Annotated in this window: 17 protein-coding genes; 8 read left to right on the top strand and 9 right to left on the bottom strand. The window is 60.8% G+C overall.

Annotated features, from left to right (window positions below; genetic code table 11):
- Nucleotides 1-220: 220 nt before the first annotated feature.
- On the bottom strand, nucleotides 221-1,900 hold the full coding sequence (locus ABID12_RS03655; RefSeq protein ID WP_354433143.1) for an alpha-glucosidase: 1,680 nt from the start codon (nucleotides 1,898-1,900) through the stop codon (nucleotides 221-223).
- A gap of 409 nt (nucleotides 1,901-2,309) precedes the next feature.
- Between ABID12_RS03655 and ABID12_RS03650 the strand changes: the two genes are divergently transcribed.
- The 3 genes from ABID12_RS03650 to queF all read left to right on the top strand — a co-directional run bounded on the left by ABID12_RS03650 (nucleotide 2,310) and on the right by queF (nucleotide 6,017).
- On the top strand, nucleotides 2,310-4,517 hold the full coding sequence (locus tag ABID12_RS03650; RefSeq protein ID WP_319519276.1) for an anthranilate synthase: 2,208 nt from the start codon (nucleotides 2,310-2,312) through the stop codon (nucleotides 4,515-4,517).
- A gap of 103 nt (nucleotides 4,518-4,620) precedes the next feature.
- Entirely contained in the window at nucleotides 4,621-5,541 is a 921-nt protein-coding gene (locus ABID12_RS03645) for a cation diffusion facilitator family transporter (RefSeq protein WP_354433142.1), read from the top strand.
- 11 nt (nucleotides 5,542-5,552) lie between these two features.
- Nucleotides 5,553-6,017 carry a preQ(1) synthase gene (queF, locus tag ABID12_RS03640; protein WP_354433141.1) on the top strand — a complete coding sequence of 155 codons (465 nt, stop codon included), beginning with the start codon at nucleotides 5,553-5,555 and terminating at the stop codon, nucleotides 6,015-6,017.
- 58 nt (nucleotides 6,018-6,075) lie between these two features.
- Here the strand turns inward: queF and ABID12_RS03635 are convergent, their stop codons facing one another.
- Nucleotides 6,076-6,651, bottom strand: a complete 576-nt coding sequence (locus ABID12_RS03635; protein ID WP_435528164.1) for a HupE/UreJ family protein — start codon at nucleotides 6,649-6,651, stop codon at nucleotides 6,076-6,078.
- Between the two features lie 179 nt (nucleotides 6,652-6,830).
- Entirely contained in the window at nucleotides 6,831-7,871 is a 1,041-nt protein-coding gene (locus ABID12_RS03630; RefSeq protein WP_354433139.1) for an aldo/keto reductase, read from the bottom strand.
- 259 nt (nucleotides 7,872-8,130) lie between these two features.
- Here ABID12_RS03630 and ABID12_RS03625 point away from each other — a divergent pair, with 259 nt between their 5' ends.
- The 3 genes from ABID12_RS03625 to leuA all read left to right on the top strand — a co-directional run bounded on the left by ABID12_RS03625 (nucleotide 8,131) and on the right by leuA (nucleotide 11,015).
- Nucleotides 8,131-8,712 carry an ATP-dependent Clp protease proteolytic subunit gene (locus tag ABID12_RS03625; RefSeq protein ID WP_106311249.1) on the top strand — a complete coding sequence of 194 codons (582 nt, stop codon included), beginning with the start codon at nucleotides 8,131-8,133 and terminating at the stop codon, nucleotides 8,710-8,712.
- Nucleotides 8,713-8,990: 278 nt separating this feature from the next.
- Nucleotides 8,991-9,173, top strand: coding sequence for a hypothetical protein (locus ABID12_RS03620; protein ID WP_146132362.1), 183 nt, complete (start codon nucleotides 8,991-8,993; stop codon nucleotides 9,171-9,173).
- Nucleotides 9,174-9,308: 135 nt separating this feature from the next.
- Nucleotides 9,309-11,015 (top strand): 2-isopropylmalate synthase, encoded by a 1,707-nt coding sequence (gene leuA / locus ABID12_RS03615; protein ID WP_354433138.1) that lies wholly within the window; start codon nucleotides 9,309-9,311, stop codon nucleotides 11,013-11,015.
- A gap of 61 nt (nucleotides 11,016-11,076) precedes the next feature.
- On the opposite strand, the gene ABID12_RS03610 is transcribed toward leuA, so the two are convergent.
- Nucleotides 11,077-11,619: a hypothetical protein gene (locus ABID12_RS03610; RefSeq protein ID WP_319519281.1), complete on the bottom strand. Its 543-nt coding sequence runs from the start codon at nucleotides 11,617-11,619 to the stop codon at nucleotides 11,077-11,079.
- 396 nt (nucleotides 11,620-12,015) lie between these two features.
- Here ABID12_RS03610 and ABID12_RS03605 point away from each other — a divergent pair, with 396 nt between their 5' ends.
- A complete protein-coding gene (locus ABID12_RS03605) occupies nucleotides 12,016-12,678 on the top strand; it encodes a CerR family C-terminal domain-containing protein (RefSeq protein WP_354433137.1) in 663 nt (220 codons plus the stop codon).
- Here ABID12_RS03605 and ABID12_RS03600 read toward each other — a convergent pair.
- The gene (locus ABID12_RS03600) at nucleotides 12,663-13,583 is read right to left on the bottom strand and encodes a metallophosphoesterase family protein (protein ID WP_354433136.1); all 921 of its coding nucleotides are present in this window, start codon (nucleotides 13,581-13,583) and stop codon (nucleotides 12,663-12,665) included. The two genes, ABID12_RS03605 and ABID12_RS03600, sit on opposite strands and share 16 nt — an antisense overlap.
- A gap of 56 nt (nucleotides 13,584-13,639) precedes the next feature.
- On the bottom strand, nucleotides 13,640-14,617 hold the full coding sequence (locus ABID12_RS03595; RefSeq protein WP_354433135.1) for a glutathione S-transferase family protein: 978 nt from the start codon (nucleotides 14,615-14,617) through the stop codon (nucleotides 13,640-13,642).
- A 271-nt stretch (nucleotides 14,618-14,888) separates the two neighbouring features.
- Between ABID12_RS03595 and ABID12_RS03590 the strand changes: the two genes are divergently transcribed.
- Complete coding sequence (locus tag ABID12_RS03590) at nucleotides 14,889-15,386, top strand: GNAT family N-acetyltransferase (RefSeq protein ID WP_354433134.1); 498 nt, start codon at nucleotides 14,889-14,891, stop codon at nucleotides 15,384-15,386.
- A 53-nt stretch (nucleotides 15,387-15,439) separates the two neighbouring features.
- Here the strand turns inward: ABID12_RS03590 and ABID12_RS03585 are convergent, their stop codons facing one another.
- The 3 genes from ABID12_RS03585 to ABID12_RS03575 are packed head-to-tail and all read right to left on the bottom strand — an operon-like array spanning nucleotide 15,440 to nucleotide 21,227.
- Nucleotides 15,440-17,524, bottom strand: coding sequence for a hypothetical protein (locus ABID12_RS03585; RefSeq protein ID WP_354433133.1), 2,085 nt, complete (start codon nucleotides 17,522-17,524; stop codon nucleotides 15,440-15,442).
- Complete coding sequence (locus ABID12_RS03580; RefSeq protein ID WP_354433132.1) at nucleotides 17,524-20,319, bottom strand: DUF4159 domain-containing protein; 2,796 nt, start codon at nucleotides 20,317-20,319, stop codon at nucleotides 17,524-17,526. Before ABID12_RS03580 ends, ABID12_RS03585 begins: the two co-directional genes overlap by 1 nt.
- Complete coding sequence (locus ABID12_RS03575) at nucleotides 20,319-21,227, bottom strand: DUF58 domain-containing protein (protein WP_354433131.1); 909 nt, start codon at nucleotides 21,225-21,227, stop codon at nucleotides 20,319-20,321. Before ABID12_RS03575 ends, ABID12_RS03580 begins: the two co-directional genes overlap by 1 nt.
- Between the last annotated feature and the right edge of the window lie 4 nt (nucleotides 21,228-21,231).

The following is a 21,231-nucleotide window of genomic DNA, read 5'->3' as shown; positions in this document are numbered from 1 at the left end:
CGTCATTCTCCGGCTTGACCGGAGGATCCAGCGCAACGCGCCGTGCGCTTGCAAAACAAACTTTGTGCTCGAGAAAATACGCTGAAATGGATGCTCGGATCAGGTCCGAGCGTGACGCCTGTTGGAAGGCTGGATGCGATACGCGTCTCCGGCGTCCTCGGCTTTGTCAGCAGATCAATGGCGCCTCGCGGGCGCCGTTTTTGCTTTGATCCGCAGTCTCTTACGCCGGCACTTTGAGAACCAGTGCCTCCCATGGAAGAAGCGTCAGTTCTTCGCTTGAAAGTGTTTCGCCGCGCCGGTCATCATTGCTGATCAGCACGTTCGCGCCTTCCAAACCGTCATGTTTCCACATAACCGGAACGCGGGAAAAATTGATCGCCGTGATCAGCCGTTCGTCATCAAGTCTGCGCTCGAAGGCGAATACCGCGTCGTGATCGGGGGCCAGATCCTCATAGGTGCCATAGACAAGTGCAGGGGTTTCGTGGCGCAGGGCGATCAGTCTGCGGTAGTGATGATAGACCGACCCATCATCGGCCCGCGCGGCTTCGGCATTGATCTCGTGATAGTTCGGATTGACGGCGAGCCATGGCTTTTCAGCTGTGGTGAAGCCGGCGTTTTTCGATGCGTCCCATTGCATTGGCGTGCGGGCATGGTCGCGGCTGACCTTGTTGAGGTTTTCGAGCAGTTCTTCCGCGCTCGCCTTGCCGGTATCGACGTAATCCTGCCGGAGCCCGCGCACCTCGATATCGTCGAACTGGTCGAGATCGGTGAACGGGTAGTTGACCATGCCGATTTCCTCGCCCTGATAGATGAACGGCGTGCCGCGCATGGTCAGCATCATCGTCGCCAGCGCCTTGGCCGAAAGCGCGCGGAATTCCGGGGCCGCATCGCCGAAATGGCTGACGGTGCGCGGCTGGTCGTGATTGCCGAGGAAGACGGTGTTCCACCCGGTCATGCCGACGGCCTTGTCGAGCCGGTCGAAGGTCGCCTTCAGGTCGGTGAGCTTGCGCTCCTTGTGGCGCCAGCCGTCGCGGTCGAGCATGACCACGGCGAAATTGAAGATCATGTTGAGTTCGTTACGGGCCTCGTCGACGAAGAGCGGCGTTTGCGCGTCGGAAACGCCGGCGGCCTCGCCCACGGTCATGCAATCATACTTGGAGAGGACTTCGCGGTTCATCTCCTGCAGATATTCATGCAGGCGCGGCCCGGAGGCATAGACCCGGCCGGGGTCCTTCATCTCCTCTTCCGTCAGGTCCGGAAAATCGAAATTCTTGGAGATGAAGGGGATGACATCCATGCGGAAGCCGGAGACGCCCTTGTCGAGCCAGAAGCGCATCAGGTCGTAGACTTGCGTGCGGACCTTCTCATTGTCCCAATTGAGGTCGGGCTGTTTCTTTGCGAAATAATGCAGGTAGTAGTCGCCGGTCGCCGCGTCCTTTTCCCAGGCGGAGCCGCCGAAATAGGAAACGAAATTGTTGGGAACACCCTTCGCACCGTCGCGCCAGATGTAATAGTCGCGCTTGTCGCTGTCGCGCGAGGACCGGCTTTCCACAAACCATTCATGCTCGTCGCTGGTGTGGTTGACCACAAGGTCGATGATCAGCCGCATGCCGCGCTTTTTGATTTCCGCCAGCAACCGGTCGAAATCGGCCATGGTGCCGAATTCGGCCATCACCTTGCGATAGTCGCGGATATCGTAGCCGTTATCGGCGTTCGGCGAATCGAAATGCGGCGACAGCCAGATGACATCGATGCCGAGCCCGGCGACATGATCGAGCTTTTCGATAATGCCGGGAATGTCGCCGATGCCATCGCCATTGGAATCGGCAAATGAACGTGGATAGATCTGGTAGGCGACAGCCTCTTTCCACCAGTGTCTGCTTTCAGCGGGTTGCGGCATGCCTGCCTCCCTTTTCATGCTTGGTTTTCAGTGTCTTTTAAGGTCCGGGTTATTCTCGCGCGCGCGTGAGGGCAAGCGTTGCCCGGTGAAATGTGTTTTTCATCCATGGACGTATGGATGCGCCAAAAGGCTGAGGTGAGGCGGCTGTTTTCTTGCCGCTTGCCAGCTCTGTCCGCTTGCGCTAGAAAGTTGCCATGATCACGATTGAGATGAACATTGCTAACTGGTGGTGGGCTCGCTAAAGGCGGCCGCGATCACGCATGTCTATCTGATCAGACAAAGCCGCCCTCAGACCGAGGCGGCTTTTTTGCTATGTCGGGCCGCCTCCTTCCGGGGTCTAACGATTGATGTCGCGAGGGAATGGGGCAAGCCCCGGCCTTCCGCGAAAAACAAGGTGGAGCAAACGACAATGAGCCTTCATGAACGGCCCGATGGCGGGGAGAGCTATCTGACCAAAGGCGGGGTGAAGATCACCCGGACGCGACGGTTCGTGCCCTATGGCGATTCCGTTTCAAGCTATATCGAACGGCTGGATGAGCGCCGTGGCGCGGTGCTGTCCTCCAATTACGAATATCCGGGCCGCTATACCCGCTGGGATACTGCGGTCATCGACCCGCCGGTCGCGATCTCCTGTCATGGCCGGACCATGTGGCTCGAAGCCTTCAACGGCCGCGGCGAGGCCCTGCTGGCGCTGATTTTCCCGGTTCTCGACGGCCTTGACGAAGTCTCGATCGTTTCGCGCGACGACAGGCGCATCGACCTCAAGGTTGCCGAACCCGACCGCCAGTTCACCGAGGAAGAACGCTCCAAGGCGCCGACGGTGTTTACCGTGCTGCGGGCGATTGTCGATCTGTTCTATTCCGAGGAAGATGCCAGCCTCGGCCTTTACGGCGCGTTTGGTTACGACCTTGCCTTCCAGTTCGACGCCATCAATCTGAAGCTGGAACGTCCCGACGACCAGCGCGATATGGTGCTGTTTCTGCCCGACGAAGTGCTGATGGTCGATAACCACGCCGCCAAGGCCTGGATCGACCATTATGAATTCGAAAAGGACGGGCTGACGACGGAAGGCCGGCCCGGCGATATCGCCCCGGAACCGTTCACGCCGTCCAACAGCCTGCCGCCGAAAAGCGATCACAAGCCGGGCGAATATGCCGAACTTGTGGTCAAGGCCAAGGAAAGCTTCGTGCGCGGCGACCTGTTCGAGGCGGTCCCGGGCCAGAAATTCATGGAACGCTGCGCCACCAAACCATCGGCGATCTCCAAGCGGCTGAAGGCCACCAATCCGTCGCCCTATTCCTTCTTCATCAATCTCGGCAATCAGGAATATCTGATCGGCGCATCGCCGGAAATGTTCGTGCGCGTCACCGGCAGGCGGGTCGAAACCTGCCCGATTTCCGGCACGATCAAGCGCGGCGAGGACCCGATCGCCGACAGTCAGCAGATCCTGAAACTGCTGAACTCGCAGAAGGACGAATCGGAACTGACCATGTGTTCCGATGTCGACCGCAACGACAAGAGCCGGGTCTGTGAGCCGGGTTCGGTCAAGGTCATCGGCCGCCGCCAGATCGAGATGTATTCGCGCCTCATCCACACCGTCGACCATATCGAGGGCCGTTTGCGCGCGGGCATGGATGCCTTCGACGCTTTCCTGAGCCACGCCTGGGCGGTGACGGTCACCGGCGCGCCGAAGCTCTGGGCCATGCGGTTCATCGAAAACCACGAGAAAAGCCCGCGCGCCTGGTATGGCGGGGCCATCGGCATGGTCGGCTTCAACGGCGACATGAATACCGGCCTGACGCTGAGGACCATCCGCGTCAAGCAGGGCGTTGCGGAAGTGCGCGCCGGGGCCACGCTGCTTTATGATTCCAACCCGCAGGAAGAAGAAGCGGAGACCGAATTGAAGGCTTCAGCCATGCTTGCCGCCATTCGCGAGGCGGAAACCGGAAAACTGGAACCGGCTGCACGCTCGGTCTCCAGGGCAGGGGCGGGGCTCAAGATCCTGCTCGTTGACCACGAGGATAGTTTCGTCCACACGCTGGCCAATTACTTCCGCCAGACGGGGGCTGAGGTTTCCACCGTGCGCTCGCCGGTGGCAGACGAGACCTTCGACCGGGTCAATCCCGATCTTGTCGTGTTGTCGCCGGGGCCGGGCAGCCCGAAGGATTTCGACACCAAGGCCACCATCAAGAAGGCGCGCAGCCGTGATCTGCCGATCTTCGGAGTCTGCCTTGGCCTTCAGGCGCTGGCGGAAGCCTATGGCGGGTCTCTGCGCCAGCTTGCAGTGCCGATGCATGGCAAACCGTCGCGTATCCGCATTCTCGAGCATGGACGGATTTTCGACGGCTTGCCGGGCGAAATCACCGTCGGCCGCTATCACTCGATCTTTGCCGATGCCGTCGAGCTTCCGACCGATTTCACGATCTCGGCGGAAACCGATGACGGCATCGTCATGGGGATCGAACATGTCAGCGAGCCGGTGGCAGCCGTCCAGTTCCACCCCGAATCGATCATGACGCTTGGCGGCGATGCCGGCATGCGGATCATCGAAAATGTCGTGGGCAGGCTGACCGGCCGGTCCGGCGAGGCGCTTTCCGGGCGAAGGGCTGCCGGCTGAGGACTGTCTTGCCTTTGTCGTGACAAGGCGTTAGCAAACCGATGAGGCCGGTTCGGCGGATGCACCGGCCGGCCTTGTCATTCAAGCGAAACGGGACAATCCAATGACTGGTGGTCATGCACAAGGCGACGGTGCGAGCCGTACGCGAACACTGGCATTCTGGACGATACCGCTCTCGCTCCTGGTTCTGTCGATCAAGCTTCTGGCCTGGTATGTCACCGGCTCGGTGGCATTGCTTTCCGACGGGCTGGAATCGATCGTCAACGTGGTGGCTTCGATCGCAACCTTCGTTGCGATCGTCTACGCATCGAAGCCTGCCGACCACGACCATCAGTTCGGCCATCACAAGGCCGAGTATATCTCGGCCGTTGTCGAGGGCGTGGCCATCGTCGTTGCGGCATTGCTGATCTTTCGCGAGGCCTTCGGCGAGGTTTTCCATCCGGTCATGCCGACCGATGTCGGCCTTGGCCTCGCCGTCAATATCGTGGCGAGCCTGATCAACGGCGTCTGGGCCTATGTGCTGATCAGGGCAGGGCAGAGCCTGCGCTCCCCGGCAATGGTGGCCGACGGCAAGCATATCCGCACCGACGTCGTGACCTCCGTCGGCGTTGTCCTCGGGCTGGGCGTTGCCCTTGCCACGGGCTATGCGATCTTCGATCCGCTGATCGCGCTGCTGGTCGCGGCCCACATTCTCTACACCGGCTGGCGGTTGATTGCCGAATCCGTCGGCGGGCTGATGGATGTGGCGCTCACCAATGATGAGGAAGACGCGATCCGTCAGGCAATCCGCGAAAACGCCGAGGGGTCGCTCGGAGTGCATGACCTGAAGACGCGCCGCGCCGGTTCGGCGGCCTTTATCGACTTTCATCTGGTGGTGCACGAAACCATGCCGGTTGGCGATGCACATGATATCTGCGACCGTCTCGAAGCCGCCATCAAGAAGGCGATCCCGGGCGCTTCCCTGGCCATCCATGTCGAACCGGAAGGCGAAAAACCGCACGGCGTGCGGGTCAGGATCAACTGAAAGGAAGACCGATGGTCAAAACAGATGTTTCCGGCCTGTCTCAACTCGGGCAGGCTGTCGATGCACCGTCCTCGCCGGAAGAGGCAAAGCTCGAAAAAGTGCCGTTCAGCGAAGCCGGAACGGATTTCGTGGTGCGCTTCACAGCACCCGAATTCACCTCGCTCTGCCCGATGACCGGCCAGCCCGACTTCGCCCATATCGTCATCGATTATATTCCGGGTGAATGGCTGGTCGAATCGAAGTCGCTGAAACTGTTTCTGCATTCCTTCCGCAATCACGGTGCTTTCCACGAGGACTGCTCGATCTATATTGCCAAACGCATCGTCGCACTGCTGGAGCCGAAATGGCTGCGTATCGGCGCCTACTGGTATCCGCGCGGCGGCATTCCCATCGATGTTTTCTGGCAGACCGGCGCACCGCCCGAAGGCGTCTGGCTGCCCGATCAGGGCGTGACGCCCTATCGCGGGCGCGGGTGAACACAAAAAAGGCGGCCCCGCACGGTGCCGCCTTTCGCATATATGGATGTAATTGGTTTCAGCCGGCCATCATGGCAATGCCGGCAAGCGCGGTGGCCGCACCCAGAATGCGCGACAGCGTCATGCCGCCGAAGCGGTTGAGGCCGACGCCGAGGCCAACACCGGCGGCATGCAGAAGCGCCGTACCGGCCATGAAGCCGAGGCCGAAGGTGACTGCCCCTGCGCCGCCGAGTTCCGTGCCATGGGCAAAACCGTGGAACAGGGCGAAAACGGCAACGACAGCGGCGGAAACCGGAGTCGGTACCTTGACGGCAAGCGCCACCAGCAGACCGAGGCCGACGACGGATGCGAGAATGGCGGGTTCGACGAAGGGCAGGGATGCGCCGCCAAGCGCCAGCGCAAAGCCGATGCCCATGGTGATGACAAAGGTCGCCGGTACGATCAGCATCGCCCGTCCGCCGATCATCGCCGCCCAGATGCCGACGGCGACCATCGCCAGGATATGGTCGGCGCCGAAGAGCGGGTGCGAGAAACCGGCCATGAACGAGCCGTGCTCGGCCGGGTTCAGGTGGGCAAAGGCCGGTGCTGCGGCTGCGAGAAGAAGGCCGGCGGAAAGACCGGCGCGTTTGGCGATGCGCTTGAACATTGTTCCCTCTTTTGGTGGATGCGCGGATAGCGCGCATGAAAATCAGCAACCGCAATGCTATCGCCGCCGGTCCGTTTTTGTCTACACGGAAAATGACGTATGGACTGACGAAAAAGGCTGCCCGGAAAAACCGGACAGCCTGAGAGAGGGCAAGCGTGTTGCTTCGCTTATTTCGGAACGCGCGGCGGTGACACGGTTTCGCCACCGGATTGCCGCTCGAGCATCCAGCCGGGATATTCTCGCGGCAGTGCGGAAACGGCGTCGAGCCGTTCCATCTCCGCCGCCGTCAGTTCGACATCGGTTGAACTGATATTGTCCTTCAGCTGATCCGGTCGTTTGGCACCGACGATGACGCTGGTGACCGCAGGCTGGTAGAGCAGCCAGGCAAGCGCGATCTGCGCCACCGAAACGCCCTTGGCGTCCGCGATCTCACGCATTACGTCGATGGTTGCAAAGCCGCGTTCCTTGTCGACGGGCGGGAAGTCGAATTCGACACGGCGGCCTTCGCCGTCGGTCTGGTTGTTGCGGTCGTATTTGCCGGAGAGGAAACCGCCGGCAAGCGGTGACCAGACCATCAGCCCGACGCCCTCGGATTTCAGCATCGGCACGATCTCGCGTTCGAGGTCGCGCCCGGCAATGGTGTAATAGGCCTGCAGCGACTGGAAGGAGGCAAGCCCCTTGCGTTCGGAGATGCCGAGCGCCTTGGCGATCTGCCATGCCGCCCAGTTGGACACGCCGACATAACGCACATGACCGTGGCGGACGAGTGTGTCCAGCGCCTCGAGCGTCTCCTCGATCGGTGTGGTGTTGTCGAAACCGTGAAGCTGGTAGAGGTCGATATGGTCGGTCTGCAGCCGGGTCAGGCTGTTCTTGACCTGCTCCATGATGTGATAGCGCGACGAGCCGCGGCTGTTCGGTCCTTCGCCCATGCCGCCGAACACCTTGGTGGCGATCACCACTTCGTCGCGCGGGATGCCGAGATTTTTGATAGCCTGGCCGGTGATCTTTTCCGACAGGCCCTCGGAATAGACATTCGCCGTATCGATGAAGTTGATGCCTGAATCGATTGCCATCTTGACCAGTTCTTCAGAGGCGCTCTGGTCGAGCTCGCCGATGGCTGTCCACATGCCCCTGCCGCCGAAGGTCATGGTGCCGAGGCAGAGTTCGGAAACTTTCAGGCCGGATTTTCCAAGTCGGTTGTAACGCACGGTCCTGTCCTTTCAGATTTTTATGAATGGCCGGTTTTGCCGCAGATGAGTGTTCAGCGATTTCGGGCAAAACGGATCGGATGTGCCGGGCCGGGGTCCGGTAAGGATTGACTGTCAGGACGTGGGGCCCGTGCGTCGCTGTTTCAAGGCGCATACGGCGATTTGCTGCGTGTCGGCATTCGGAATGGCTGGAGACATTGTATTGACCGGATATTCGCATTAAGTCGGGTAACTGAAACCTGATTCCTGGAGATGCCGAATGAGCGACGAAGAAGACGACAAGAAGACCGAACTGCCCCTGGGCAAGGAAGCCGAAGCCAATTTGTTCAAGTCGCGGTCGATCTTCATCTACGGCCCGATCACGCAGGAACTCGCCCAGCGCGTCTGCTCGCAGCTGGTGGCGATGGCTGCCGTATCCGATGAGGATATCCGCGTATTCGTGAATTCGCCGGGCGGCCATGTGGAATCGGGTGACTCGATCCACGACATGATCAAGTTCATCAAGCCGAAGGTCATCATGATCGGTTCGGGCTGGGTCGCATCCGCCGGCGCGCTGATCTACGCAGCTTCGCCCAAGGAGCAGCGCATCTGCCTGCCCAATACCCGCTTCCTGCTGCACCAGCCCTCCGGCGGCACCCGCGGTCCGGCATCCGATATCGAAATTCAGGCCCGTGAAATCATCAAGATGAACGAGCGTCTGATCAAGATTTTCTCCGACGCCACCGGTCAGCCGGCAGAGAAGATTGCCAAGGATATCGATCGCGACTACTGGCTCTCCGCCGACGAGGCGATCGAGTACGGCCTCGTATCGCGCATTATCACCAGCCAGGACGAAATCTGATCCTGTCTGCTGGCCGCAAGTGCTGAGCCTTAGAGGTTTATGTCACTGCGGCCTTTCCTCAGGTGTCATGCCCGGATTCGATCCGGGCATCCATTCCGCTCAAACCCTTGAGCGCAATGACGCTTTCGCAGGCACATGTCCTGTTCCTTCAAGGCATAGACCGAAGCCGCGACGTAAGCTCTTCTACAGCATTGCCGGTGCCGTTCGTGTGGCATTCCAGAACGCTCTCACAGCCTTGCATTCATCGGTATCAGGCATCTCTCCCGAAAAATCGGCTGATGACTGAACGCGATTTTGCGTTGCAATCGATCTGCGTTGCGGTTATGGAATTTGGCATGATTACTTTGGTTGCATATCGGCAAGGCAATATTTCGGGTGGCATGCGTGCCGCTCCTGCCGTCATGCGCGCACCAAACTCGCTCCTTCTTCTCGGCCTTAACAGCGGTTGCCGGGTCCTTTGAGGAGCGCCCGGCGGCCGGAAAGCCGCTTGGCACCAAACGCTCCTTCATCCCCCCTGATAATGATGTTAACGAGAATGGCCCCAGCCGAAATGCGCCCCGTGAGGCGGCAGATGGCGGGCCGGATATGAGGATAAAATGGACGCGAGTCATTCCACCAAAGCCAAGGGCATGCCGTCGGCTGTCAGCAAATACCAGCCTTACCCGCAAATTGATCTGAGCGATCGCACCTGGCCCTCGCGCCGTATCGAGAAAGCGCCGATCTGGTGTTCTGTCGACCTGCGCGATGGCAATCAGGCGCTGGTCGACCCGATGGGGCACGACCGCAAGGCGCGGATGTTCCAGCTGCTGCTCGAAATGGGCTTCAAGGAAATCGAAATCGGTTTCCCATCGGCCTCGCAGACCGATTTCGATTTTGCCCGCTGGTGTGTCGAAAACGATCAGGTTGGCGATGATGTTTCACTGCAGGTTCTGGTGCAGTGCCGTCCCGAACTGATTACCCGCACCTTCGAGGCGCTGGAAGGCGCTCACCGGCCGATCGTGCATTTCTACAATTCCACCAGTGAACTGCAGCGTCGCGTCGTCTTTGCCAAGGACGTGGACGGCATTCGCCGGATCGCCGTCGATGCGGCGAAGATGATTACCGACATGGCGGCAAAGGCCGGCGGCGGCTATCGCTTCGAATATTCGCCGGAGAGCTTCACCGGCACGGAGCTGGATGTGGCGCTGGATGTCTGCAATGCGGTGATCGCCGAGGTCAAGCCGACGCCTGACAACAAGCTGATCATCAACCTGCCGTCGACTGTCGAAATGTCGACGCCGAACATTTATGCCGACCAGATCGAGTGGATGTGCCGCAATCTCGACAATCGCGAAAACCTGATCATCTCGGTCCATCCGCACAATGACCGGGGGACCGGCATCGCGACGGCCGAACTGGGGTTGCTCGCAGGGGCCGACCGCGTCGAGGGAACGCTGTTCGGCAATGGCGAGCGCACCGGCAATGTCGATATCGTCACCCTGGCGCTCAACATGTTCACGCAAGGGGTCGATCCCGAGCTGGACTGCTCCGAGATCGAACAGATCAAGGAAGTCTACGAATATTCCAACCAGATGACGATCCCGGAGCGTCACCCTTATGTCGGCGAACTGGTTTATACGGCCTTTTCCGGCTCGCATCAGGACGCCATCAACAAGGGCATGAAAGCGATCAGGGTCGCCAACAAGCCGGTCTGGGAAGTGCCGTACCTGCCGATCGACCCGCAGGATGTGGGCCGCAATTACGAGGCGATCATCCGCATCAATTCCCAGTCGGGCAAGGGCGGCATCGCCTATATCATGCAGAGCGACTACGGCATCAACATGCCGCGCGGCCTGCAGGTGGCCTTCCGCGAACTGATCCAGAAGATCACCGACGAGGAAGGGCGCGAGCTGCCCTCCAAGCGCATTTATGATGTGTTCATGGAGCATTATGTCGATCAGCCCGAGGGCCGGATCAAGTTCGTCGATCACCACACCTATCCGCAGGGCGCGGCCAAGGGCGTGCGCGTCGTGACGGCCGAGATTACCGATGGCGGCGAAAAGAAGCGGATCGATGCGGAGGGCAACGGCCCGGTCGACGGCTTCATCAATGCCCTGTCAGCCTATCTCGGGATCAATCTCTCGGTGGAAGATTATTCCGAGCATTCGCTCAATCACGGTTCGGATGCAAAGGCGATTGCCTATGTCGAGGTGAAGTATGACGGTGGCCGGATGTTCGGCGCCGGCGTCAACACCAACATCGTGGCGGCATCGCTGGAGGCCATCGTGTCGGCCGTCAACCAGATTGTCGCCAAACAGGCCTGAGTTCACGATATGGCGGCGTCGGACAGTTTCGGCGCCGCCTTTTTAATTCACTCTTTGAATTTCAAAGCTTGAGATAGGCCGATCGGGCCAGCGCCGGCATGTCCGTGTCGGAGGAGGGGCCGATGACTGCGATCAGCGCATTCTCATCCTGCCACCAGGCAACGGTGAGATTATCGCGGATGGTTTCCTGAACGTCCGTGATCTGATTGTCGAGCGAGGCCGCGCGCGCAAGGATGAATACCGAAAGCAGGTCTCCGGCGCTGTTGCGGTAGAAAAGCTCGACGCCCGGCGTGCGCTCGATGGCGACGATGCGTGCGCCTTCGAATATGCGGGCGCCCTCGTCAAAGGTCGGAACCTCGATATCGAGGCCGGTCGTTCTTTGCACGAGATCGGCAACAGCGGCCGTGTCGTCGGGTCCGATATCGGTGATCGGCTGATACTTCCTGCCGAAAATGCGGAAGCTGGCACAGACATCATCGATCCAGTCGGTCGACTGTTCCAGAGACAGATCGACGGTTTGCGGCACATCGGACGAGCCGCGCGACAAAACCACGCCCACGGCCACACCGATGCCAAGCAGTGCCCCGCACACCAGTACCGGCATTAAGCGCCGTCTGCCCTTTTGGTCGCGCATATTGCCGGATTTGTTCGTTCTGACGGCGATGTCCATCGTTTCCTTAAAGGTAAAGAATGCGTCGGCCGGGCGCAGCATTGGGAGGTGAGCACGTAAAATTTCGACCGAAATATTGCCCCTTGTCGATACCGGAAACAAGGGGTTGCGTTCATTTTGTCGAACCAACGTAAGCGCGATCTAATCAAGGCCAGACTTAACTGCTCTTAATCAAGGGGTGCTGTGGAAAAAATACGGCAAAAATGTGGCTGTTATGGTATCTTTACTTGCGATATGGATCAATCGAGTGAACAATGACATTAAAGAGGATAACGACAACAACGAAAACCCGAGCGTAACATCGCTCAACCGAGAGCAAAACCAGAAGTCATGACCGAGAACCTGCAGGGAGCGGCAGCTACACGCCATGCAATCATAACGGCTGCCTTGCGGCTTTTTGCCGAATACGGCTACAACGCTGTTTCGACACGCAAGATTGCTGATTATTCAAACGCCAATATTGGCAGTATCGCTTATCACTTTGGTGGTAAGCCGGGATTGCTTATCGCCTGTGCGCATCATGCCGTACAGGCAATCGAGGAGACACTTGGAGCCGAAGTTCTTCAGCCGATGGACGATGATGTAACACCGGAGGCCGCGCGCATGGAATTGGTGGGGATTGCGCGCCTTCTCGTGATGCCGATTACAAACAGAAGCGAGGCTGAGGATATTTCCGCATTTCTGATGCGCTATATCACGCAGCGCAGCGAGGCTTTCGATCTGCTCTATTCGCAGATTACCGGCCCGCTTCATCGTCATATGCGGCAATTGCTGGGACGGGCCTCGGGGCGCGATCCGGATGCGGAACAGACAAAAATCCTGACTTTCAGCATCATGGGCCAGTCGATGTATTTCCGCATCTGTCCCGATGCCGTGAAGAACGGTCTGGAGTGGGACGGCTTCCAGGGCGGTGAATGTGCGAAGATCGGGACAGCGCTATCGCTCAGCATTAACGGGCTGATAGACGCCTATGCCGATCACGTTCCGGCATAGGAATAGCGGAACTCGCTTTCCGGCTCGATCATACCGGTGTCGACATTGAGCGCGTGGCGCTGGCAGTGCATTTCCCACTTGCCCGGCTTGCCTTCGACCGAGATCAGATTGAAGGCCGACGGCGGTTTCTTGCCGCCTGTTCCCTGACCCGCTGCGGCGATGCCGATAACCGGCGTCTTGTCATGCGGCGTTTCGATGAAATCCACGGTGTTGAGATGGGTGTGGCCGTGCAGCACCAACTCGCATCCGCCCGTCGATATGGCGCCGCGGAACCGTCTTATGCCGAGCAGGCGCTTGTGACGGGCGGCGGCGTCGCGCACCGGCGGGTGGTGGATCATCACGATCCGGAACAGTCCGTCCTCGCCGGCCTGCCGCAACAGCTCGGCCGTGGCCCGTGCCTGCTTCTTGCCGAATGTGCCGATCGCCATGAAGGGCGGTGATGCAATCGCGGATGAGCAGCCGATCAGCGCCACAGGTCCGCGTTTGCGCATATAGGGGAAGGTGAGCGAATCGGATGTCTCGCTCAATGGGCGAGCGTCATCGCCCTGCATGTAATCGTGCCAGGCCTTTGAAACCTTCGCATAGGCGCCGCCGACATAGGCATCGTGGTTGCCGGGCACCAGCGATACGTCTTTTGCCGGACCAACACTCTTCAGCCATTCGGCCGCGTTGTCGATTTCCTTGGTTGTCGCAAGGTTGACCAGATCTCCGGTGATCGCCAGATGATCCGGCGCCTCGTCGGCAATCGCCAGAAGCAGGTTTTCCAGCGTGTTCTTGCCCAGATGCTTGCGGCGATTGCGGTGCCAGTTCAGGAAACCGGTAATCCGCTTGGAGACAAGCTCGCGCGGCGACAGCTGCGGCAGCGGTCCGAGATGAATGTCTGAAATATGAGCAAGTGTGAACATGAAAAACTCATAGACGGCTGGGGCCCGCGCCGCAAGCGGGGCCCCGGCCATGATGCTTAACGCTTGTCGCGCCCGTGCGGGGCATCAAGGTCCATGATCGGCCCCTTGGGGACGATACCCGTCGGATTGATCATCGTGTGGGAGCTGTAATAATGGCGCTTGATGTGGTCGAAATTGACCGTCCCGGCGATCCCCGGCATCTGGTAGAGTTCACGCAGATAGCCGTAAAGATTGGGATAGTCGGCAATCCGCTTCAGATTACACTTGAAGTGGCCGACATAGACCGGATCAAAGCGCACCAGCGTGGTAAACAGCCGCCAGTCGGCTTCCGTCAGCGTATCGCCGACAAGGTAGCGGTTTTCGCCAAGGCGTTTTTCCAGCATGTCGAGCGTTTCGAACAGTTTTTCAACATGCTCCGAATACGCCTCCTGCGTGGTGGCAAAGCCGGATTTGTAGACGCCGTTATTGACCGTGTCGTAAACGACGGCGTTGATCTCATCGATTTCGCTGCGCAGGTTTTCGGGGTAGAAATCAAGGCTGTTGCCGGTCAGATGGTCGAACGCGCTGTTGAACATCCGGATGATTTCGGCCGATTCGTTTGAAACGATCGTCCCGCGCTTCTTGTCCCAGACGACCGGAACGGTGACGCGGCCGGTATAGTTCGGATCGGCCCTGGTATAGACCTGCCAGAGATAGTCGGCGCCATTTATCGGATCTGCGGTGCCGCCATCGCGGTTCTTGAATTCCCAGCCGTTTTCCAGCATCAGCGGATCGACGATCGAAACGTCGATGAAGTCCTCCAGACCCTTCAGCTTGCGGAAGATCAGGGTGCGGTGCGCCCAGGGGCAGGCGAGCGCGACATAGAGGTGATAGCGGCCCTTCTCGGCCGCAAAACCGCCGTCGCCCTGTGGGCCGACGCTGCCATCGGCGGTGATCCAGTTTCTGAACTGCGAGCTTTCGCGCTTGAAATGGCCCTTGGATTTATCGGTGTCGTACCAGACGTCTTTCCAGACGCCGTCAACCAGCATACCCATCGGATGCTCCTTTCGTTCCTCTCTTCACTCATACATACGGTTCAGCGCCGGCTTTGCCAGTGTCGAAACGTTTGACAGTGTGTTGCGGGTCATCGGAAATTGCGCTTTTCTGCCCGTTTGGCTGGACGGGGCGCAGTTTTCCTGCTAGTGGCGATCTGCTCGAAAACTGGAACCTGTCATGCTGAACCTGCGACGACGCTGATTGAAGATTTGAAACCGGAGATTTTTTCCGGCGACTTCCATTTGCGTATTCCAGACAGGTTCCAAAATCATGACAAGTGAACTGTGCTACCTCCCCGAAGAGGTCTCCCAAGACGAAATCATTGAAGAGATCAATGCCGAGGCTTTCGGGCCCGGACGTTTCGCACGCACGGCAAGCCGTATCCGCGAGCAGGGGCCTCATGATCCGGCCCTGTCCTTTGTCTGTCTGGACGATGGTGTGGTGATCGCCTCGGTGCGGCTGACACCGGTCTGGGCGGGGAAAGCGGCAGGCCACATGCTGGGTCCGCTTGCCGTCCGTCCCTCGCACAAGAACCGGGGGATCGGGCGTAAACTGGTGCGCATTTCCGTTGAAGCGGCCGCAAGGGCCGGTTCCGAAGTGGTGATCCTGATCGGCGATGCGCCCTATTACGGCCCGCTCGGCTTCAAGCCCATCGTGCCGCCGACCCTGCTCCTGCCGGGACCGGTCGACCCGCGGCGCATCCTTGCCGATCCGCTGGTGGACGGCGTGGAAGCAAAGCTCGTCGGGATGATGCGCTTCAGGGCATAGATTGCCGGGCGAACCATTGGAAGCCGGTTTTTCCAACACCGGAGCACACAGGGTTAATCCCCCAAGGCCCCGCTTTTCCCTTCACGCCACCATGTCGCAGAGATCAGCGCCAGAAGGGCAGCCAGCCCCAGAAGGCCGTTGAACAGCGGTAGCGAACGGATGCTTTCAAGCCTCGTATCCGAGGTGGCGACAATCGGCATGAAGCTGTCATTGCCGGGCCTGAGCGGGCCGGATGTCACCCGGACAAGCGGCATGCCGTCGGCAATCCGCTGCACCAGACCGAAACTTTCACCGGCAAGCGGCGCCAGACTTTCGGTGGTCGAGATCATCGCCTTGAATTCCGGCGCATCGGGATCGCCGATATTGATCAGGCGTTGCAGATCGCCGTTCTGGATGGAAAACAGCCCCATTTCACTGACCGGCGCCGTGCCCCGGAAAAGACCCGGTTCCTGTTCTTCAAGCGTTACGGTCAGCGCCTGTCCGGACGGCGTGCTGACGGTGGCTTCGCGCGGCGCATCGCCCATGGTCTGGCGGGTGATTTCCAGCGTCTCGCCATCGCTCGTTGCCGTCAGCGCCTCTTCCTCCAGCGCCGGCTCCTGCATCAGCCAGTGGGCAATCCGCCGGTAAAGTGGCACATAGGGGCCGCCGCCCTCAAAACCTCGCGCCCACAGCCAGCCCTGATCGGAGAGGAATTCGGCAATCCGGCCCTGTCCCTCGCGCGAAAGCACCAGAAGCGGCGCGCCGTCTGCCGTCAGCACCGTTTCACCGCGCGCATTGCCGACGGGAATGGAGCGGAACCAGCGGCCCCAGGCCGGCGGGTCTTCGGCCCCGCCCGGCAGATCACGGGTAACGGGATGCATTTCACCGGTGGACGAAATTTCGGGATAAAACCCGCCCTCGGAAAGATCGCCCGTCGGAATGGCCGGCAATACGACGGACAGTGGTGTCGTGGCGATCGATTCCGGGCCTGCGATTTCCGGCCCGGCTGCCACCAGCAGGGCGCCGCCATTCAGCACATACTGGGCGATGTTATCGTAATAGAGCAGCGGCAGAACACCGCGGTTCTGGTAGCGGTCGAAGATGATCAGGTCGAAATCATCGATCTTGTCGATGAACAGCTCGCGTGTCGGAAAGGCGATCAGCGACAATTCGTTGATCGGCGTGCCGTCCTGCTTTTCCGGCGGACGCAGGATCGTGAAGTGCACGAGATCGACGGACGGATCGGATTTCAGCAGATTGCGCCATGTCCGCTCACCTGAATGGGGCGAGCCGGAAACCAGCAGCACGCGCAGGTTCTCGCGAATGCCCTCGACGATCTGGACTGCGCGATTATTGACCTCCGTCAGTTCGCCGGCAACGGGATCGACGGAAAGCTCCAGAATGTTCTCGCCGCCGTTTTCGATATCGAAGACATAGCGCGTTGAAACATTCGGCGTGACCTGCATTTCGGCCACCACGGCGCCGTTCAGGCGTGCGGTGACCATGGCCGGACCAGCGCCGCCTTCCGCCGCATCGACCGGGCCGTCATCGACCACGGTGAATTCCACCGGCAGGCTTTCGCCGACAAGGCCGAAGCGCGGCGCTTCGTCGATCTCGATGCGCCGGTCATATTCCTGCGCGGTGCCTGTCACCAGAGCATTGACCGGAATATCGGCCGGCAGTGCGGCTGCATTGTCGGGAATGTCATGGATCTGGCCATCGGTGATGAAGAAGGCAGCACCCATCCGGCTTGGCGGCACGTCGCGCACGGCATCTGCAAGGGCGCGAAAGGCCAGCGTTTCGGCACGGCCGTTTTCGTCTGCGGTTGTCACATCGACGATACGCGGCTCCAGCATCGGGTCTTCGGCAAGCCGCGCCTCAAGGGTTTCGAGCGCCGCTTCGGTCTGGCCGGTGCGATCCTGCGTCAACTGGCTCTGGCTGCGGTCAACCACGATCGGCACGATGGTCGTCAGCGGCGACCGCTCCTCGCGGCTGATCGTCGGGTTTGCAATCGCCGCGACCAGCAGAAAACCGGCGGCTGCGCGCAGCGTTGTGGCGCGCATGCGGGTGAGGTAGCCGAGCACCATCAGGGCGATGACGGCGGCAAGGGCGGCGTAGATCGCAGTCAGCGGCAGCAGGGGGGCGAAGGTCAGGTCCATTATTGTCCCAGCCTTTCCAGGAGCGCGGGAACATGCACCTGATCGGCCTTGTAGTTGCCGGTCAGCATATACATCACGATATTGACGCCGCTGCGGTAGGCGAACTGGCGCTGGCGCGGGTTTTCCGGCACGGTCGGCAACATCGGCGTCATGTCGGCATTGGTGGCCCATGCGCCGGCGAAATCATTGCCGGTGATGATGATCGGTGAAACGCCGTCGCCGCCGCTGGTCACCATGTCGGATGTGGCGCCGGAACGTGCCTCGACCCAGAGCGGCGAACCGTCGTAGCGGCCGGGAAAATCGGAGAGCAGGTAAAAGGCCCGCGTCAGCACATGGCCTTCGGGCACCGGCTCAAGCGGCGGCACGTCGATATTGTCGAGGATCGCCCTCAGCCGTGCCGTATTGGCGCTGACGGCACTCTGGCCGAGCGGCGAATACTGGTCGCGCGTATCGAACAGCACCGTGCCGCCATTGCGCATATAGGCCTCGATCCCGGCAATCGCCTCCTGCGAGGGCATCGGCGCGGAAGCCGAGATCGGCCAGTAGATCAGCGGGAAAAATGCCAGTTCGTCTTCCGCGGGGTCGATGCCGACGGGATCGCCCGGCTCCAGTGCCGTGCGATAGGAGATGTAGTCGGACAGGCCCTTCAACCCGCGTTCCGAGATGCGGTCGACCTCTTCCTCGCCGGTGACGACATAGGCAAGATGGGTCTCATAAAGCAGGTCGGCGATTTCCGTGTCGCCCATCTGCGCATGGGCCTTGCCGGCAAGACCGGGTGCGAAGGGCAGGGCAGCGGCAAGACTTGCTGCGAGGATCAGCGGCAGGGCAGCACGGCGCGTCTTCAGGCTGGAGAATGCGCCGTTCATTGCCAGCATGATCACGCCGTCGGCGATCAGCAGGATCATGGCCGCCGCCAGCAGCCAGGGTTTGAGGCTGAAGGCGTGCGCATCGCCGATAGTCTGGAAACGGCTGCCTTCGCCAAGCGCGGCGGTATTCAGTGGCGACAGCGTATCCTGCGGGCCGAAGAGGTTGACGGCGGTAAAGCCGTCGGACGAACCGTAAAGCCCGGGCGGATTTTCCGCTGTCGCGATTTGCGGACCACCGTCACCGGCAAGCGGATTGGCGCCGCTGACATTGGCCGAAAGCGTTCCGTTGGCGACCAGAAGGCGGTAGGGCGGCAGCAGTTGCGCGGAGCCGCCATTGCCATCGGCGGCCACACTGGCCTGAGAAAGATTGACGATCCGGCGCAGCATTTCGACGAAATAACCGGAGATCGGCAGGTTCGACCAGTTGGGATCGGCGGAGGTGTGGAACAGCACCAGACGCCCGTCGCCAAGTGTGTTTTCGGTCACCAGCGGCGTGCCGTCGGCAAGGCTTGCCCATGTGTGGTCCGCCAAAGTCGGCGCGGGCTCGGCCAGCACCTGCCGCGACACGGTGATGTCGTCCGGCACGGGCAGGCCGTAGAACGGGCTTTCGGCCGGGAAGGGCGCGAGGTTTTGCGGCTCGTTCCAGCTCATGGCTCCGCCAAAGGCGCGCGCGCCGGAGCGCAGGCGCACCGGCAGAAGCGTATCGTCGCCTTCCGAGGATGCCAGGCGCGGCCCGGCAAAACGGATCAGCGTGCCGCCGCCTTCCACCCATTGTTCGAGCAGGGTATGGGTTTCCTCGCTCAGCGTTCCGACATCGCTCAGGATAACGACCGACGGTTTCTGCTCGATCAATGCATCGAGCTGTTCGGGCAGTGTGGCTGCGTCGCTTGAAATCAGGTTGGCATAGGGCGCCAGCGCCTGCCGCAGATAATAGGCGGCCGACAGAAGCGGCTGGGCTTCATTGGCCGGGCTTCCCGAAACAAGCGCGACGCGGCGGCGCTGGAAGCCGTCATCGAGCAGGTGCACCGCGCCGGCATTGGCCGCGCCGTCAATGGCGACGCGGGCAAAGTCATTGCGAACTTCGAAGGGTGCACGGATTTCCGTGGTGGCCGTTGTCGCGCCGGTTTCGAAAACAAGCGGACTTGCCGCAATCACACGGCCCTGCAGATCATAGGCGTTGATTGTCAGCTGATCTGCCGGACCCGTTTCTGCGCGCACGGCCGTAATCCGGCTTGCGGTTGCGCCGTTGTCGACCGCGGTAATGGCTGCAGGGGCTGTATGATCGGCGGTCATCAACAGCACATCACCGGCACCCGCGCCATTCAGCATTTCAAGGGCGGCGGTGTCGTCCGGTTCGCCAAGCCCGTCTGCCAGAAAGGCGATGGTGCCGGGGGCGGTGCCGTCGAGCGCGTCGACAAGTGCGGTTGCGGCCGGCAGGCGGTCGGGGCGGGCGGGCTGCGGTTCGGCTGCCGCGAGCCTCTGCCGGGCTTCGGTTGCCGAAACCGGGCGCGGATCGCCGGCCGTTTCCGCCGTAAACGCCAGAACCACGGGTTGATCGGCGCGACCCGCCGCCTCGATCAACGCATCGGCTGCATCGGTGATGGCGGCCCAGTCTTCCGCGCTCGCCCAGCCATTGTCGACCAAGAGGGCCAGCGGACCGCTCGAGGCAATCTCCGTCCGGTCCGGATTGATCACCGGATTGGCGATGGCAAGGATGACGAGCGTGGCAAGCGCCATCCGCAGCAATGTCAGCCACCAGGGGCTTCTGGCCGGCGTTTCATCGCGCTTTGCCAGCCGCAGCAGGATAGCAAGCGGCGGAAACACCTCCCGGCGCGGGCGCGGCGGCGTCAGCTTCAACAGCCACCAGATCGCCGGCAGAACCACGAGGGCGGCCAGCACGAACGGGCTCAGGAACTCGAAACCACCCATCAGCGCGGCCCTCCGCTGATGCCGGAAAGCCGCATATGCATCGCCGTCAGCGCTTCCGATGCGGGCCGGTCGGTATGGTGGGTGAAGAAGGTCCAGCCTGAACGCCTGGCGGTATCGGCAATCATGTCGCGCCGGGCCAGATATTGCTCCAGATAAGCGCTTTTCAGGCTTTCGGCGCGACCCAGCGTCAGTTCCTGTCCCGTTTCCGGATCGGCAAAGGCGGTGCGGCCGCTATAGGGGAAGCTTTCTTCCGCCGGGTCGGCGATTTCCGCCAGATGAGCTTTCAGCCCGCGCTCGGAAAGCGGTGCAATCCGGGAAAACAGGGCGTCCGGGGTATCGAGAAAATCGCCGATGATGATCATTTCCGACGGGCCGCGCACCATCTGCGTGTCCGGCAGAACCGAAGGCGTGTCGGGTGCGGCGGCCAGCAGATGGGCAAGCTTTTCCGCGCCGTTGCGGTTTGCCACCGGCTCCATCAGGCCCGGATAGCCGACGCGTTCGCCCGAACGCAGCAGCGTTTCGGCAATGGCAAGCAGCAAAACCAGCGCACGGTGCTCCTTGGAAACCGGGGCGAGTTCGGAGCGGAAATTCATCGACGGCGTCAGGTCGGCAAAAAGCCAGACGGTGTGGGCCGCCTCCCACTCCATGTCGCGCACATAGGTGTGATCATCGCGCGCCGAACGCCGCCAGTCGACCTTCATCAGCGACTCTCCGGCGGCATAGGGGCGGAACTGCCAGAAGTTTTCGCCCGGTCCCCGCCGGCGGCGGCCATGCCAGCCGGCAATCACCGTATTGGCAATGCGGCGCGCCTCGATCAGGCAGTCCGGCAGCAGGGCCGCACGTCTCTTGCCTTCGATGAGGGCCGAATTGCGGGCGGTTGGCGGTGTCGTTTGTCCAATCGAAGCCAATGGC

This window comes from Martelella mangrovi, assembly GCF_040545495.1.
GTDB lineage: Bacteria > Pseudomonadota > Alphaproteobacteria > Rhizobiales > Rhizobiaceae > Martelella > Martelella mangrovi.
The sequence above is the reverse complement of the archived record's forward strand: the minus strand, read 5'-3'. Positions and strand labels throughout refer to the sequence as shown.

Excerpts from the sequence above, each read along its gene's own strand:
- ABID12_RS03620 (WP_146132362.1), top strand. The coding sequence starts at position 8,991 with ATGACTGAACGCGATTTTGCGTTGCAATCGATCTGCGTTGCGGTTATG.
- ABID12_RS03600 (WP_354433136.1), bottom strand. The coding sequence starts at position 13,583 with ATGTTCACACTTGCTCATATTTCAGACATTCATCTCGGACCGCTGCCG.
- ABID12_RS03595 (WP_354433135.1), bottom strand. The coding sequence starts at position 14,617 with ATGGGTATGCTGGTTGACGGCGTCTGGAAAGACGTCTGGTACGACACC.
- ABID12_RS03650 (WP_319519276.1), top strand. The coding sequence starts at position 2,310 with ATGAGCCTTCATGAACGGCCCGATGGCGGGGAGAGCTATCTGACCAAA.
- leuA (WP_354433138.1), top strand. The coding sequence starts at position 9,309 with ATGGACGCGAGTCATTCCACCAAAGCCAAGGGCATGCCGTCGGCTGTC.
- ABID12_RS03605 (WP_354433137.1), top strand. The coding sequence starts at position 12,016 with ATGACCGAGAACCTGCAGGGAGCGGCAGCTACACGCCATGCAATCATA.
- ABID12_RS03590 (WP_354433134.1), top strand. The coding sequence starts at position 14,889 with ATGACAAGTGAACTGTGCTACCTCCCCGAAGAGGTCTCCCAAGACGAA.
- ABID12_RS03610 (WP_319519281.1), bottom strand. The coding sequence starts at position 11,619 with ATGCCGGTACTGGTGTGCGGGGCACTGCTTGGCATCGGTGTGGCCGTG.
- ABID12_RS03645 (WP_354433142.1), top strand. The coding sequence starts at position 4,621 with ATGACTGGTGGTCATGCACAAGGCGACGGTGCGAGCCGTACGCGAACA.
- ABID12_RS03655 (WP_354433143.1), bottom strand. The coding sequence starts at position 1,900 with ATGCCGCAACCCGCTGAAAGCAGACACTGGTGGAAAGAGGCTGTCGCC.
- ABID12_RS03580 (WP_354433132.1), bottom strand. The coding sequence starts at position 20,319 with ATGGGTGGTTTCGAGTTCCTGAGCCCGTTCGTGCTGGCCGCCCTCGTG.
- ABID12_RS03585 (WP_354433133.1), bottom strand. The coding sequence starts at position 17,524 with ATGGACCTGACCTTCGCCCCCCTGCTGCCGCTGACTGCGATCTACGCC.
- queF (WP_354433141.1), top strand. The coding sequence starts at position 5,553 with ATGGTCAAAACAGATGTTTCCGGCCTGTCTCAACTCGGGCAGGCTGTC.
- ABID12_RS03625 (WP_106311249.1), top strand. The coding sequence starts at position 8,131 with ATGAGCGACGAAGAAGACGACAAGAAGACCGAACTGCCCCTGGGCAAG.